Genomic DNA, 15,006 nt, shown 5'->3' on the forward strand with positions numbered 1-15,006 from the left:
CCGATGCCGGGCCCTCTCCTGTCGAGCCGAACCTCAGGCGAGCTCGATCACCGACCATGACAGCGGCGGCAGCGTCGCACGCACCGACCCGTCGACGACCTCGGCGGCGCCGAGCGGCACCATGTGCACGGCATCCTGCGTGGCCTCGAGGTTCGCGGTGCGACGGTCGCCGCCCTCGGGGATCGTCAGCGTTTCGGCGTTCACGACGCGGAGGCCGGTCAGGCCGCGCAGCTCGACGGTCAGGTCGCTCTCTTCGGTCAGCGAGCGGTTCGCGACGAAGACCACGACTCGTCCGGTCTCCTCGTCCCACGTGGCCGCGGCATCGACCGAGTCGACCCCGCCGTAGCGCTTCGTCTCGATCTGCGGAGCCGACACCGCGAGGCGCAGGATGCGGCCCTTGGCGAGACGGGCCATGCGCTCGAAGGGCCAGAAGCTCGTCTGACGCCAGGCCGGACCGTTCTCCTCCGAGCGGATCGGCGCGATCACGTTCACGAGCTGCGCCTGGTTCGCGATCTTCACGCGATCGCCATGACGCAGCAGGCTGTTGAGCAGCGTGCCCACGACGACGGCATCCGTCACGTTGTAGGTGTCCTCGATCAGACGCGGGTGCTTCTTCCACCCGGCCTTCGCGATCTCGACCGACTCGACGTCGTTGAACTTCACCTGGTCCCACACGTTCCACTCGTCGAACGAGATGTCGACCTGCTTCGTGTGCTTGCCCGCCGCCTTCACCGCATCGATCGTCGCGATGACGCCGTCGATGAACGCATCCATGTCGACCGACTCCGCGAGAAACGACTCGGCGTCGCCGTCATGCTCCTGGTAATACGCGTGCATCGAGATGAAGTCGACCTCGTCGTACGCGTGAGTCAGTACCGTGTGCTCCCAGGTGCCGAACGTCGGCATCGAGCGGCCGGACGAGCCGACGGCGACGAGCTCGATCGTCGGGTCGACGAGCTTCATGGCCTTGGCCGACTCCTGCGCCAGCCGCCCGTACTCCGTCGCGGTCTTGCCGCCGATCTGCCAGGGGCCGTCGAGCTCGTTGCCCAGGCACCACAGCTTGATGTCGAAGGGCTGCTCGGCGCCGTTCTTGCGGCGAAGGTCCGACCAGTACGTGCCGCCCGGATGGTTGGCGTACTCGACGAGCGACCTGGCCTCCTCGACACCCCGGGTTCCGAGGTTGATGGCCTCCATGACCTCGACATCGGCATCCTTCGCCCAGTCCATGAACTCGTGCAGGCCGAAGGCGTTGGTCTCGATCGTGTGCCAGGCGCCGTCGATGCGCACCGGGCGGTCTTCGACCGGGCCCACCCCGTCTTCCCAGCGGTAGCCCGAGACGAAGTTGCCTCCCGGGTATCGGACCACGGTCGGACCCATCTCCTTCACCAGGGCGAGGACGTCCTGACGGAAGCCGCGCTCGTCGGCCTGCGGGTGCCCCGGTTCGTAGATGCCGGTGTACACGCAGCGCCCCATGTGCTCGACGAACGACCCGAAGAGCCTCCGGGGGACGTCGGCGATGGTGAAGTCGCGATCGATGGTGATGCGGGCCTGAGACATTGCTCTCCTTGTTTCTGGCTCTCGAGCCGGGTGGGGGACTACTGACCGCCGAAGCCGCTGGTCGCGACGCCCTTGACGATCTGCTTCTGGAAGATGATGAACACGATGATCAACGGCAGCGCCGCCAGCACGGCCTGAGCCATCACCTGGGCGTACTGCACGCCGTAGGCGCTGATCACCGTCTGGAGGCCGACCGGCAGCGTCATCAGCGTGGTGTCGTTGATGACGAGGAACGGCCAGAGGAAGTTGTTCCAGGCGCCGATGAACACGAAGATCGCGACGGATGCCAGGATCGGGCGCGACAGCGGCAGCACGATCGACCAGAAGATGCGCAGTCGGCTGGCGCCGTCGACCCGGGCGGCGTCTTCGAGCTCGATCGGGATCGCGTCGAAGAAGCGCTTCAGGATGAACACCATGGCCGGCGCCACGACCTGCGGCAGGATCAGACCCCAGTAGGTGTCGATCATGTTGAACGCGAGCATCTCGTAGAACAGCGGGATGATGAGCACCTGCGGCGGCACGACGATCGAGGCGATGATGGCGACGAACAGCCACTTGCGACCGGTGAAGTCGAGCCGGGAGAAGGCGTAGGCGGCCAATGCCGAGATCGTGAGCGTGATCAGGGTCACGGCGATCGACGTCCACAGGCTGTTGAACGCCCAGGTGTAGACGTTGCCCTGCGACAGGATCGCGGTGAACGCCTCGATCGTCGGGCCCGAGGCGCCGATCCAGGACGGGTCGCCGCTGGCGGCATCCGTCTCGGTCTTGAACGCCGTCGCGATCGCCCAGAGGAAGGGCAGCAGCCAGCCGACCGCCAGGACGATGAGGACGACGAGTGCGCTGATGCGCAGCACGCCGAACGGCTTCTCGCCCGGCAGGCGCGGGCGACGGGCCCGCGCGGGCTTGGTCGTCGTGATGGTCTCGGTGAGAGTGGCGGTGGACATCACAGCGGCGACTCCTTCCGGCGGCGCGTGATCAGAGCCTGCGCGACGCCGATGATGACGATGAGGGCGAAGAACACATAGGAGATCGCGGCCGAGTAGCCGAATCGGTAACTGACGAAGCCGGCTTCGTAGATGTACTGGACGATCGAGCGGGTCGTGTCACTCGCGACACCGCCGAGCATCTGGTACGCCTGATCGAAGAGCTTGAGCGACGCCAGGATCTGCAGGATCAGGATCAGCACGGTCGCCGGTCCCAGTTGCGGAAGAGTGATCGACCAGAACTGGCGCCACGGCCCCGCGCCATCGAGCGATGCGGCCTCGTACTGCTGCGGCGGGATGTTCTGCATCGCCGCGAGGTACAGCAGGAAGTTGAACCCGACCGTCCACCAGACGGTGGCGATCACGATCGACAGCATGTTGGTGTCGGGATTCTGAAGCCAGGCGAGCGGCTCGAGACCGAAGAACTCGAGGATGTTGTTCGCGGCACCGATCTGCGGGTTGAAGATCCACACCCAGATCTGCGAGATCACGGTCGAGGCGAGCAGATACGGCATGAAGAACGACAGTCGCCACAGCCACTGACCCGGGATGCCGCGGTCGACGAGAGCCGCCATCAGCAGAGCGATCACAACGAGCGGCACAGTGGACAGCAGGGTGAACCACACCGTGTTGCCCATCGACTGCCACATCTTCGGATCCGTCAGCGCCTCGGCGTAGTTCGCGAAGCCGATGAAGGAGCCGCCGGCGCCCGTGAGCGATTGGTCGGTGAAGCTGAGGATGATGCCGTGCACGATCGGCCAGGCGAGGAACAGCACGAACGCGAGCAGGAACGGAGCGAGGAACGCCCAGCTGATGAGCTGCTCGCGGTTGCGGGAGCCGGCGCGACGGATCGGGATGGCGGCCTTGGAGCCGGTGACGATGGTGCGCGTGGAGTCGGTTGCCGTGGTCATGATGCGAACGTCCCCTCGGGGTCTGCCGGGTTGGGCTGACGGAGCAGGGTGTTCACCCGTGCCTCGAACCGGTCGATCGCCGCCGCGGGGTCATCGCCCGACAGCAGGACGCCCTGCACCGCGGCGCCGAACTCGCCCTGGAAGTTGGAGCCCGATCCGGTGAACCACGCGGTGGGGTCGTACACGACGTGCTGCGCGGCCTCGGCGTAGTGGGCCTGGGGGACGAGATCGGCGTACTCGGGCGACTCGGTGACCGGCAGGAAGGCGGGGATGTGCCCGGCCTCGGCCCAGCCGAACGAGCCCTTGAGCATGTCGGCGACGAACTGGTACGTCAGGTCGCGCTTCTTCTCGTCGGCGTCGGTCTGATGCGGCAGCACGAACGAGTGCGAGTCGGCGTAGACCGCCGGGGTGCCGTAGAGCGTGGGGATCATGGTCGCGTCGAACGGGATCTCCGCGTTCTGCATGGTGCGGAGCTCCCAGACGCCGGTGAACAGCATGCCGCTCTTGCCGGTCGCGAACTCGGCGACGGCGCTGCCGTAGTCGGCCTGGGCGAGGGCGATCTCGCCGTCGAGCAGAGTGCGCATGAGCGAGAGGGACTCGACCGCGGCATCCTTGTCGATCACGGCCTTGCCGCCGGCGGGCAGCTCCATCGCACCGCCGTGCTGCGAGTAGAAGGTGTAGAAGAGGCGCCACATCTGCGCGCCGTCGCCGAGATATCCGTACGACAGCGCGTGGCCGTCGGCTTTGCCGCCGATCGTGCGCAGCTGCTCGACGAACTCCTCGGGAGACGACGTCTCTGCGAGGCGACCGTCGCTGTCGAGCACTCCGGCGGCATCGCAGATGTCGGTGTTGAACATCGCGACGAACGGATGCGCGTCGAGCGCGACGCTGTACATGTTCTCGCCGACGAAGCCCTTCTCCCAGATGGGCTTCGGGAACGTCGATGCGTCGACGCCGAGGTCTGCCAGTCGGTCGAGATCCCACGGGTCGAGCAGACCGCCGGGGGCCCAGCCGACCGTTCGGGTGGCGTGCATGATCGCGACGTCGGGGGCGCGGCCACCTGCGCCCGCCATCGCGAGCTTCGTGTAGTACGGGGTGCCCCAGGCGAGCACCGTGGGGCGGATGCGGTACGCGTTCTGCGCCGCGTTCGCGGTGTCGAGCAGTTGCGACATGGTGACGCCGTCGCCACCCGAGAGCAGATGCCAGAACTGGAGGGTCGTGGTGTTCGAGCCCGGGACTGTTCCGGGGGCGCAGCCGGCGAGCAGCGCCGCGGCGGCCGTGACGGAGGCGGCAGTCAGGAACTGCCGTCTGGACATATCGAGCGGGGGCGTCATCGTCACTCCTTCGTGACAGCGGGCGGGGTCGGGGTACATCATTACATCGATGTAATCAGCGGCGCAAGAGTGAGCCGATGCTTCCGGGCCGCGTCAGGGGCGGTAGCCGCGCGGGGTGCCCCGCGTGCTGTCGCGCTCGAGCAGATGATGCGAGAGGGTGAGCGCGCGCGGGGGAGCGGAGCGGTCGTCCATGCGCGACTCGAGCAGCGTGAGGGCCGCGTCGGCGAACGCGCGACGATCGAAGGCGATCGTCGTGAGCGAGGGCGACGTGTACCGCGAGAACTCGACATCGTCGAAGCCCGTCACGATCACATCGTCCGGCACGCTCACGCCGTGATCGTGCAGCGCGTGCAGCGCTCCGAGCGCGAGCGAGTCGGTGAAGGCGATGATCGCGTCGAATGCCACACCCCGCCGGAACAGCGTGGCGACGCCATCCGCCCCACCCGTCATCGACCACGGCATCGGGTTGATCTCGAGAGCGGTGTCGCGCGGGATGCCGACCTCTCGCAGCGCGTCGTGCACGCCCTCGAGTCGTAGGCGACCTGTGGCGGTCGCGACCGCCGCGTCGTCATCGGCGCCGATCACCGCGATGCGGGTCGCCCCGCGAGACAGCACATGCCGGGTCACGTCAGCGGCGGCGCGGCGACTGTCGATCCGCACGTGGTCCGCCCTGTTCTGCTCGACCTCCCCGAGCACGACGAGCGGGGGCAGCCGGTCGGCGTACTTCAGCACGCTGTCCTCGAGGCGGATCGGGTTCAGGATCAGCCCGTCGACCAGGTGCGCGCGAGCGCGCGAGACGAGCTCCCGCTCGCGTTCGGGATCAGTCGCGGTCTCCTCGATCTGCACCGCCAGGCCCCGATCGTGCGCAGCGTCGACGATGCGATGCATCAGCTCGGCCGAGAACGCGGTGGCGAGGTCGGGCAGGGCCACGGCGATGATGCCCGAGCGGCCCTTGCGGAGCCCGCGGGCGTTGAGGTTGGGCACGAAGTCGAGCTCCACCATCGCCGACTCGACCCTGAGCCTCGTCTCCTCGCGAACGGCGACCGTGCCGGTGACGACGTTCGAGACCGTCTTGGGTGAGACGCCGGCAAGTGCGGCGACGTCCTTCATCGTCGCGCGCGGCGGCGGCATCGCAGTCATCCGGTCAGCCTATCCATGCGCGTGCCGAGCGCGGTGCCTCTCCGATGGCGGGCGAGGCTGCCGTGGCTACTATGGCCCGATGACCATCGAACGCAACTGGGCCGGCAACCTCACCTATCGCGCATCCGCGATCGAGCACCCGAGCTCGATCGATGAGCTGCAGGGACTGCTCGCCCGGGGCGGGGCCGTGCGCTTCCTCGGGTCGCGGCACTGCTTCAACGACATCGCCGACACCGACGGGGTGCTCATCGCGCTCGACCGGCTGCCCGTCGTGTTCGAGGTCGCCGACGCCCGTGACGCCGTGCGCGTGTCGGGCGGGCTGCGCTACGGGGACCTCGCCCCGCTGCTCGATGCCGAGGGGCTCGCGCTCGCGAACCTCGCCTCGCTGCCGCACATCTCGATCGCGGGAGCCGTCGCGACCGGAACGCACGGCTCGGGCGACGCGACGGGATCGCTGGCCTCCGCCGTGCGCGCGCTGACGATCATCACGCCGGCAGGGGAGATCCGCTCGCTCGCTCGCGGAGACGACGACTTCGACGGCGCGGTCGTCAGCCTCGGCGCACTCGGAGCGGTCGTCGACGTGACGCTCGATGTCGAGCCCGCCTACGAGGTCGCCCAGCACGTGTTCGAGCATCCGTCGTGGGATGCGATCCTCGCCGACTTCGACGAGGTGACGAGCATCGGAACGAGCGTCAGCATCTTCTCGCGGTGGGAGCACACCGACGTCGCCGACCAGATCTGGGTCAAGCAGCGACAGCCCGAGGCGCGCGAGAACACCCGCGCCGATCTCTTCGACCGACTCGGAGCGGAGCCTGCGACAGCGAAGCGGCATCCGATCATCGGCGTCGACCCGGTGGCCTGCACCGAGCAGCTCGGAGTGCCGGGGCCGTGGTTCGAGCGTCTCGCGCACTTCAAGCTCGAGTTCACGCCGTCGGCGGGCGCCGAGATCCAGAGCGAGTACCTGGTGCCCCGCGCCGATGCGGTCGCCGCGATCCAGGCGGTCCGCACGCTCGCCGGCCAGATCGCGCCGCTGCTGCTCGTGAACGAGATCCGCACGGTCGCCCCCGACTACCTCTGGCTGAGCTCATCGCAGGGCACGGATGCCGTCGGCATCCACTTCACCTGGAAGCCCGACGAGGCGGCCGTTCGCGAGTTCCTGCCCACGCTCGAGGCGGCACTGCCCGAGACCGCCCGCCCGCACTGGGGAAAGGTGTTCACGCTCGATGCCGCCGAGGTGCGCTCTCGCTACTCGCGCTGGGATGACTTCGCCGCGCTCGCGGCGCGGTTCGACCCCGAGCGCCGACTGGTGAACCCGTACCTGGAGCGCCTGGGCCTCTAGCGCCTGGGCCTCTAGCGCCTGCCGCTGCCGCGGGATCCATTGCACCACCGGGGTTGTTCTCGGTAACATTCTCCGAGGCTCGGCCGACGGAGGTGTGCATGGCGAACGTCGGTTCAGACAAGCCCAACATCCGTCAGGTGGCGACCATCGCGGGCGTCTCGCACATGACGGTCTCGCGTGTTCTCAACGATCACCCGAACATCAAACCCGACACGAAACGCCGCGTGCTCGAGGCGATCGAGGAGCTCGACTACCGCCCGAACCTCGTCGCGCGGGCTCTCGCCACGCAGCGCACCCGCCGGATCGGCGTGATCGTCGAGAGCGCGGTGGCGCACGGTCCGACCAGCATCCTGCGAGCGGTCGAGCTCTCCGCACGTGCCACCGGATACTCCGTCACGCCGATCGCTCTGCACGAGGGCGACCCGCTGTCTCCGCAGGAGGCGGTCGACAATCTCGTGACCCAGGGAGTCGATGCGCTCTGCGTCATCGCGCCCCGCTCGTCGTCCGTGGCGGCGCTGCGCCGTATCGCCATCACGGTGCCGATGCTGGTCGTCAAGGCAGACGCCGACCCGACGTTCCTCACCGTGTCGATCGACCAGCATGCGGGCACGACATCCGTGGTCGACCACCTCGTCGCGCTCGGCCACCGCGACATCCTGCACCTCTCGGGTCCGCTCGACTGGCTCGACGCGAGGGCTCGGGAGCGGGCCTTCCATTCGCGGGCCAAGTCGTGGGGCATCCGCGAACGGCCCATCGTCGTCGGCGACTGGTCGGCCGACTTCGCCTACGACTTCGCGAAGGGGCTCACGCGGCTGCCCGACTACACGGCGATCTTCGCCGCGAACGACGACATGGCGATGGGGCTGATCCACGGTCTGCACGACCGGGGCTTCGAGGTGCCGCGGGATCTCAGCGTGATCGGCTTCGACGACATCCCGCTGGCGCGGCACTTCATCCCGCCGCTCACGACGGTGCGCCAGGACTTCGGGGCGCTGGGCGTCGCGGTGGTCGAGATGCTGCGCGCGGCGATCGAAGGGCGGGACATCCCCACGCTCACCCGGATCCCGACCGAGCTCGTCGCCCGCGGCTCATCGGCCGCACCTCGGGAGGTGCGATGACCTCCGACCGTGGCCCCGCGCCGGTCGTGCGGCTTGCGGGCATCACGGTCGAGTTCCCCGGCGTGCGCGCGCTCGACGACGTCGACTTCCGGCTGTTCCCCGGCGAGGTGCATGCCGTCATGGGCGAGAACGCCGCCGGCAAGTCCACCCTGGTCGCGGTGATCACCGGCACCCTCGCGCCGGAGGAGGGCACGGTCCTCGTCGACGGCGAGCCCCGTCGGTTCTCGGGGGTCGCCGACAGTCGAGCGGCGGGGATCGCGACGGTGTTCCAGGAGACCCAGCTGAGCCCGAATCTCAGTGTCGCGGAGAACGTGATGCTCGGGCGGGAGCGCCGAGGACGGTTCGGCATCGACTGGCGGAGGACGAGAGCGGATGCCGCGGAGGCGCTGGCCAGACTCGGGCTCGACGGCCTCGATCCGAAGACGCCGCTCTCGCTGCTCACGCCTGCGCAGAAGCAGCTCGTCGCACTCGCGCGCGCGGTCGTCGACGAGCCGAGGGTGCTCGTCCTCGATGAGCCCACCTCCAGCCTCGACGTCGCCGAGGTCGCGACCCTGATGCGCGTCATCCGCGGTCTGCGGCAGCGGGGGGTCGCGATCCTGTTCATCTCGCACTTCCTCGAGCAGGCGTTCGCGATCAGCGACCGCATGACCGTACTGCGCAACGGGCGGCGCGTGGGGGAGTATGCGACGCGAGACCTCGACCGGGCCGACCTGATCTCGAAGATGCTCGGCAAGGACATCGACAGCCTCCGAGCGCTCGGCTCTGAGCGCAAGGCCCACCACTACGCGTACGACGGAGAGCCCGCGATGCAGGCGTCCGGTGTGGGGCGACGCGGTGAGCTCGAGCAGATGGATGTCGAGATCCAACGCGGAGAGATCGTGGGCCTCGCGGGGCTGCGGGGTTCCGGGCGCACCGAGCTCGCGTCGCTGCTCAGCGGTTCGGCGCGGGCCGACAGCGGCGAGCTCTGGGTCGACGGCGAACGGGTGCAGCTGCGGAGCCCGTCGGCGGCGCTGCGACACCGGATCGCGCTGTCGGCCGAGAACCGGGGGACGCAGGGCATCATCGGCGAGCTCACGGCGCGCGAGAACATCATCCTGTCGCTGCAGGCGCTGCGCGGGTGGACTCGTCCGCTCTCGCACGCGGAGTCGCGGGGACTCGTCGAGACGTACGTCGAGGCCCTGCATCTGGATCCCGCCGACCTCGACCGCCCGGTCGGCCTGCTCTCGGGCGGAACCCAGCAGAAGGTGCTGCTGGCCCGTGCGCTGGCGGTGCGTCCGCACGTGCTGATCCTCGACGAGCCCACTCGGGGGATCGACATCGCGGCGAAGATCGATGTCCAGAGACGCATCAGCCAGCTCGCCGGTGACGGAGTGGCCGTGGTCTTCATCTCGTCCGAACTCGAAGAGGTGGTGCGGCTGAGCGATCGCATCATCGTGCTGAAGGACCGCGAGAAGATCGGCGAGCTCAGCAACGGTCCCGGTGTGACAGTCGACACCGTGGTCGAGATGATCGCGGCTGAGCTCAGTCACAGCGTCGAGCTGTGATCGGTAACAAGATCTTTCCCTTCATGCATCGTTGATTTTCGTTCGACCTCTTGTGTTCCAGAAATTGTTCCCGGTAACATCACCGCAGGACATGCGATGCAGGTGTCCTGCAATCACGATCGGACCATGACTGGTCCACCACCGCCGGAGTGACCACCGGCATCTCAACGAGGAGAAGAAATGTCCGCGAAGAAGCGCATTCGCATCGCGTTCGGCCTGGCAGCAGTCGGCGCACTCACCATCGGCCTTGCGGCCTGCTCGACCGGCGACTCGGGCGACGGGGGTGGCGACGGCGACGACGTCACCACGGTCGGCTTCGTGGCCGTCGGTCCCGAGGGTGCATGGCGCGAGGCCAACGAGCAGAACATCCAGGACACCTTCACGGAGGAAGCCGGATACGACCTCAAGTACGCACCCGCCACCAACCTCGACCAGAAGTCGCAGATCGACGCGTTCACGTCGTTCGTCGACGAGGGCGTCGATGTGATCCTGCTCTCGGCCACCGAGGCCTCGGGCTGGGAGGACTCGCTCAAGCGCGCACAGGAGGCGGAGATCCCCGTCATCCTGCTCGACCGCGGCATCGAGCCCGACGACGACAGCCTGTACGTCACCCGCATCGCTCCCGACAACGTCGAGGTCGCGAAGGAGGTCGGCACCTGGGCTGCGGCGACGTTCCCCGACGGAGGCAACTACGTCGTGCTCGAGGGCCCGGCCGGCGTCGGCGTCGTGAACGAGCGCAACACCGGCTTCGACGAGGGACTCGGCGACTCGTCGCTCACCAAGCTCGACGCGCAGACGGCGAACTGGTCGGCGGAAGAGGGCAAGAGCGTCTTCGAGACGATGCTCAAGTCCTCGAACAACGACATCCAGCTCGTGTTCGCACAGAACGACGAGATGGGTCTCGGCGCTGCGCAGGCCGCTGAGGAAGCCGGCCTGGTGGTGGGCGAGGACGTCAAGATCGCCACGATCGACGGCACGAAGAACGCCATGCAGGCGCTCGCCGACGGCCAGCTCAGCTACGTGCACGAGTACAACCCGCTGTTCGGCGAGACGGCCCTCGAGGTCGTCGAGAAGGCTCTCGCGGGTGAAGACGTCGACTCGTACATCGTCGTCCCCAGCGAGGCGTTCGATTCCGCAGAGGCGGCACAGGCCGTGCTCGCCGACCGCAAGTACTGACCCCGCCGCCGGAGCGATCAGCCAGTGAGCCCGGGCGGTGCCGCCACAGCCGCACCGCCCGGGCTCTTCCGGAGGAGGAGACACCGATGAACGAAGCACTGCCCATCGTCGAGATGCGTGGGATCTCGATCGAGTTCCCTGGCGTGAAAGCCCTCGACAAGGTCGATTTCCGGCTGTTCCAGGGCGAGGTCCACGCGCTCATGGGCGAGAACGGCGCGGGCAAGTCGACCCTGATCAAAGCCCTGACCGGCGTCTACCGGATCGACTCCGGGTCGATCGTCGTCGCCGGGCAGGAGCGCAGCTTCGGCGGCGCCGGCGACGCGCAGGATGCCGGGATCTCGACGGTGTACCAGGAGGTCAACCTCGCCCCCAACCTCTCGATCGGCGAGAACGTGATGCTCGGTCATGAGACGCGAGGTGTGTTCGGCATCAACTGGACGGCCACCCACCGCGCTGCGACCGACGCCCTCTCCCGACTCGGCCTGGGGCACCTCGACACCCGCCGGCCGCTCTCGACCCTCTCGATCGCGCTGCAGCAGCTCGTCGCCATCAGCCGCGCGATGGCGATCAAGGCCAAGGTGCTCATCCTCGACGAGCCGACCTCCAGCCTCGACGCCGCCGAGGTCGAAGGCCTCTTCACCGTGATCCGGGCACTGCGAGACCAGGGGGTCGCGATCCTCTTCGTCTCGCACTTCCTCGATCAGGTCTACGCGATCAGCGACCGCCTGACGGTGCTGCGCAACGGACTGTACGAGGGTGAGTACCTCACCCGGGACCTCGACCGCCACGCTCTCATCTCGAAGATGATCGGCAAGGACCTCGATGCGCTCAAGTCGCTCGGAGGCAACCGCCGCCGCGCGCCACGCGAGGCCGATGAGAAGCCGCTGCTCGCGGCATCCGGAATCGCACGCCGCGGAGCGGTCGAGGCGACCGACCTCGACATCCGCCCCGGCGAGGTCATCGGGTTCGCCGGGCTGCTCGGCTCCGGGCGCACCGAGCTCGCCCGACTGCTCTACGGCGCCGACCGCACCGACGAAGGCACGATCGAGCTGCATGGACGCCGGGTCGACCTCAAGTCGCCCGCCGATGCGCTGCCTCGTCGGATCGCCTTCTCGACCGAGAACCGCCGCGACGAGGGGATCATCGGAGACCTGACCGTGCGCGAGAACATCATCCTCGCCGTGCAGGCGGAGCGCGGATGGGCGCGTCCCATGAGCCGCAAGGAACAGGATGCGATCGTCGACCGCTACATCGCGCAGTTCAACGTCCGTCCGGCCGACCCCGACCGGATGATCAAGAACCTCTCCGGCGGCAACCAGCAGAAGGTGCTGCTCGGCCGCTGGCTCGCCACGCAGCCCGAGCTGCTGATCCTCGATGAGCCGACCCGCGGCATCGACGTGGGTGCGAAGGCCGAGATCCAGGAGGCGGTGGCCGAGCTCGCCGAAGACGGCGTCGCCGTGGTGTTCATCTCTTCCGAGCTCGAAGAGGTCGTGCGCCTCTCCGAGCGGATCGTCGTGCTGAAGGACCACCGGAAGATCGGCGAGATCCAGAACGGACCGGACGTCACCGCGCAGGTGATCGTCGATGTGATCGCCGCTCACGGAGTCGAGGCCGCTGCCGAGACGCTCGACGACACCGACGGCGCCGTGCCCGATAGCATCGCCCCCACGACCGACAAGGAGGCAGCGCGATGACCGCGTCAGCCGGCACCACCATCTGGCGGGACCTGATCCACAAGCCGTTCTTCTGGGGCATCGTCGCGATCTTCGCGCTGCTCGCCCTGAACGTGATCAAGGACCCGACGTACCTCGCGCTCTCGATCAACCCCAACAACGGCAACCTCGTCGGCAACCTCATCGACATCCTGCGCCAGGCGGCGCCGATCATGATGATCGCGATCGGGATGTCGCTCGTGATCGCCACCGGTGGCATCGACCTCTCGGTCGGATCTCTGATGGCCGTCGCCGGAGCGGTCTCGATGGAGTTCCTCAGCGCCGCAGGCGACTCCTTCGGCGCAGCGCTCGCCGCGGTAGGACTCGCGCTGGTCATCACCGGCATCCTGGGGGCGGTCAACGGCGTCCTCGTCGCCTATGTCGGCCTGCAGCCCTTCATCGCCACGCTCGTGCTCATGCTCGCCGGCCGAGGCATCGCCAAGGTGATCACCGGCGGGCAGAACACGACGGCATCCAACGATGCGTTCCGGTGGATCGCGAACGGCTTCGTGATCGGCATCCCCGTGGTGTTCATCCTCGCGGTGCTGATCGTGATCGCCGTCGGCTGGGTGGTCAGGCGCAGCGCGCTGGGCCTCATGATCGAGGCGATCGGCATCAACCCCCGGGCCAGCCGCATGGCGGGTATCAAGCCGAAGGGACTGCTGCTCACGGCCTACATCATGAGCGGCATCCTCGCCGGGATCGCGGGCATCATGTCGGTCGGCAGCGTCATGACCGTCGACATCTCCCGCACCGGCTACCAGCTCGAGCTCGACGCGATCCTCGCGGTCGTCATCGGCGGGGCATCGCTGGCGGGCGGCAAGTTCTCACTCAGCGGCGCCTTCGTCGGCGCGCTGCTCATCGCGACGCTCGACAAGACCGTGCTGTATCTCGGCGTCTCGTCGTCGGCGACCCCGGCGTTCAAGGCCATCGTGATCGTCGTGCTGTGTCTGCTGCAGTCGCAGCGCGTGCGCAGCTGGTTCCGGACGCGACGCAGAGCCCGCCCGGTCGAACAGATCATCGCGAAAGAAGAGGTGTCCGCATGAGCGTCATGACCGCCCCTCCGGCCCCTCAGGCGACGGAGAGCGTCGCCGACCGTCTGCGACGCATGATCACGGCGAACCCCTCGGTGCTGCCGACGATCGCCTCGGTGGTCATCTTCGTCGGCATGGTGATCTTCGGCGAGGTGGCCTACGGCCGCATCCTGCAGTTCAACACGCTGTCGAACCTGCTCATCAACAATGCGCACCTCATCGTGCTCGCGGTCGCGCTGACCTTCGTGATCCTCACGGGCGGCATCGACCTCTCGGTGGGATCGATCATCGCGGTCTCGTCGGTCGCCGGTGTGATGCTCTCGAACGCCGGCTGGAACGCCTTCGCCGTGATCGTCGCGATGATCGGCATCGGCGTGCTCTTCGGCATCGTCTCGGGAGTGCTGATCCGGTACTTCGACGTGCAGCCCTTCATCGCGACACTGGCGATGATGTTCCTCGGTCGGGGCCTCGCCTCGCTGCTCAGCACCAAGCCCGAGCGGCTGGGTGAGGAGTCGCCGATCCGCTGGATCGGCACCCAGCTGAAGATCATCGACGGCCCGAAGGTCAACGACCTCGTGATCACCCCCGCAGTGCTCATCGCGGTGATCGTCGTGGCCGCCGCGTTCTTCGTTCTGCACCGCACGCGCACCGGCCGCACCGTGTACGCGATCGGAGGATCGGAGAGCTCGGCGCTGCTCATGGGTCTGCCCGTGCAGCGCACCAAGGTGCTCGTCTACGTGATCAGCGGCGGTCTCGCCGGTCTCGCGGCGGTGCTCTACACCGCACGACTCGGCACCGCTCAGAACATCACCGGCATCGGGTGGGAGCTCGACGCGATCGCCGCGGCAGTGATCGGCGGCACCGTGTTGACAGGGGCTTACGGATACGTGCTCGGCTCGGTCGTCGGTGCGCTGGTGCTCGGTCTGATGAACGTGCTCATCACGCGTGACGGAGGCATCCCGCCCGAGATGACGACGATCATCACGGGCGGCATCCTGCTCGTGTTCGTGCTGCTGCAGCGGGCGGTGACACGCAAACGGGAGTAGCTTCCGCTCCGTCGCCTGAATGGTCCCATCTCGCACCGAGGTGGGGCCATTCGCATGTCTGAGCACCGTGAAGGTCCCATCTCGGAACACCGGTATTCGAGCTGCGGATGTC

The 15,006-nt window shown here is 67.8% G+C and carries 12 protein-coding genes; 7 read left to right on the top strand and 5 right to left on the bottom strand.

The annotated features are described in order from the left end of the window. Positions 1–33 precede the first annotated feature (33 nt). The 5 genes from arfA to QRN21_RS06115 all read right to left on the bottom strand — a co-directional run bounded on the left by arfA (position 34) and on the right by QRN21_RS06115 (position 5,925). Positions 34–1,557, bottom strand: coding sequence for an arabinosylfuranosidase ArfA (arfA, locus tag QRN21_RS06095; protein ID WP_285363418.1), 1,524 nt, complete (start codon positions 1,555–1,557; stop codon positions 34–36). Between the two features lie 38 nt (positions 1,558–1,595). Further along, the gene (locus QRN21_RS06100) at positions 1,596–2,501 is read right to left on the bottom strand and encodes a carbohydrate ABC transporter permease (RefSeq protein ID WP_285363419.1); all 906 of its coding nucleotides are present in this window, start codon (positions 2,499–2,501) and stop codon (positions 1,596–1,598) included. Then, positions 2,501–3,451 (bottom strand): carbohydrate ABC transporter permease, encoded by a 951-nt coding sequence (locus QRN21_RS06105; RefSeq protein WP_285363420.1) that lies wholly within the window; start codon positions 3,449–3,451, stop codon positions 2,501–2,503. The genes QRN21_RS06100 and QRN21_RS06105 overlap by 1 nt, the downstream gene beginning before the upstream one ends. Beyond that, positions 3,448–4,785, bottom strand: a complete 1,338-nt coding sequence (locus tag QRN21_RS06110) for an extracellular solute-binding protein (RefSeq protein WP_056280572.1) — start codon at positions 4,783–4,785, stop codon at positions 3,448–3,450. Before QRN21_RS06110 ends, QRN21_RS06105 begins: the two co-directional genes overlap by 4 nt. A gap of 93 nt (positions 4,786–4,878) precedes the next feature. After that, positions 4,879–5,925, bottom strand: coding sequence for a LacI family DNA-binding transcriptional regulator (locus QRN21_RS06115; RefSeq protein WP_056280575.1), 1,047 nt, complete (start codon positions 5,923–5,925; stop codon positions 4,879–4,881). A gap of 79 nt (positions 5,926–6,004) precedes the next feature. Between QRN21_RS06115 and QRN21_RS06120 the strand changes: the two genes are divergently transcribed. The 7 genes from QRN21_RS06120 to QRN21_RS06150 all read left to right on the top strand — a co-directional run bounded on the left by QRN21_RS06120 (position 6,005) and on the right by QRN21_RS06150 (position 14,894). Further along, complete coding sequence (locus QRN21_RS06120; protein WP_053097907.1) at positions 6,005–7,264, top strand: D-arabinono-1,4-lactone oxidase; 1,260 nt, start codon at positions 6,005–6,007, stop codon at positions 7,262–7,264. Between the two features lie 98 nt (positions 7,265–7,362). Further along, positions 7,363–8,382, top strand: coding sequence for a LacI family DNA-binding transcriptional regulator (locus QRN21_RS06125; RefSeq protein WP_285363421.1), 1,020 nt, complete (start codon positions 7,363–7,365; stop codon positions 8,380–8,382). Then, a complete protein-coding gene (locus tag QRN21_RS06130) occupies positions 8,379–9,926 on the top strand; it encodes a sugar ABC transporter ATP-binding protein (protein WP_056280582.1) in 1,548 nt (515 codons plus the stop codon). Before QRN21_RS06125 ends, QRN21_RS06130 begins: the two co-directional genes overlap by 4 nt. Before the next feature lie 180 nt (positions 9,927–10,106). Beyond that, positions 10,107–11,102, top strand: a complete 996-nt coding sequence (locus QRN21_RS06135) for a substrate-binding domain-containing protein (protein ID WP_053097901.1) — start codon at positions 10,107–10,109, stop codon at positions 11,100–11,102. An 86-nt stretch (positions 11,103–11,188) separates the two neighbouring features. After that, a complete protein-coding gene (locus tag QRN21_RS06140) occupies positions 11,189–12,796 on the top strand; it encodes a sugar ABC transporter ATP-binding protein (protein WP_053097899.1) in 1,608 nt (535 codons plus the stop codon). Continuing rightward, positions 12,793–13,860 carry an ABC transporter permease gene (locus QRN21_RS06145; protein ID WP_053097897.1) on the top strand — a complete coding sequence of 356 codons (1,068 nt, stop codon included), beginning with the start codon at positions 12,793–12,795 and terminating at the stop codon, positions 13,858–13,860. Before QRN21_RS06140 ends, QRN21_RS06145 begins: the two co-directional genes overlap by 4 nt. After that, the gene (locus QRN21_RS06150) at positions 13,857–14,894 is read left to right on the top strand and encodes an ABC transporter permease (RefSeq protein ID WP_072591968.1); all 1,038 of its coding nucleotides are present in this window, start codon (positions 13,857–13,859) and stop codon (positions 14,892–14,894) included. Before QRN21_RS06145 ends, QRN21_RS06150 begins: the two co-directional genes overlap by 4 nt. The last annotated feature ends 112 nt before the right edge of the window (positions 14,895–15,006 follow it).

This window comes from Microbacterium sp. LMC-P-041 (genome assembly GCF_030209555.1).
GTDB lineage: Bacteria > Actinomycetota > Actinomycetes > Actinomycetales > Microbacteriaceae > Microbacterium.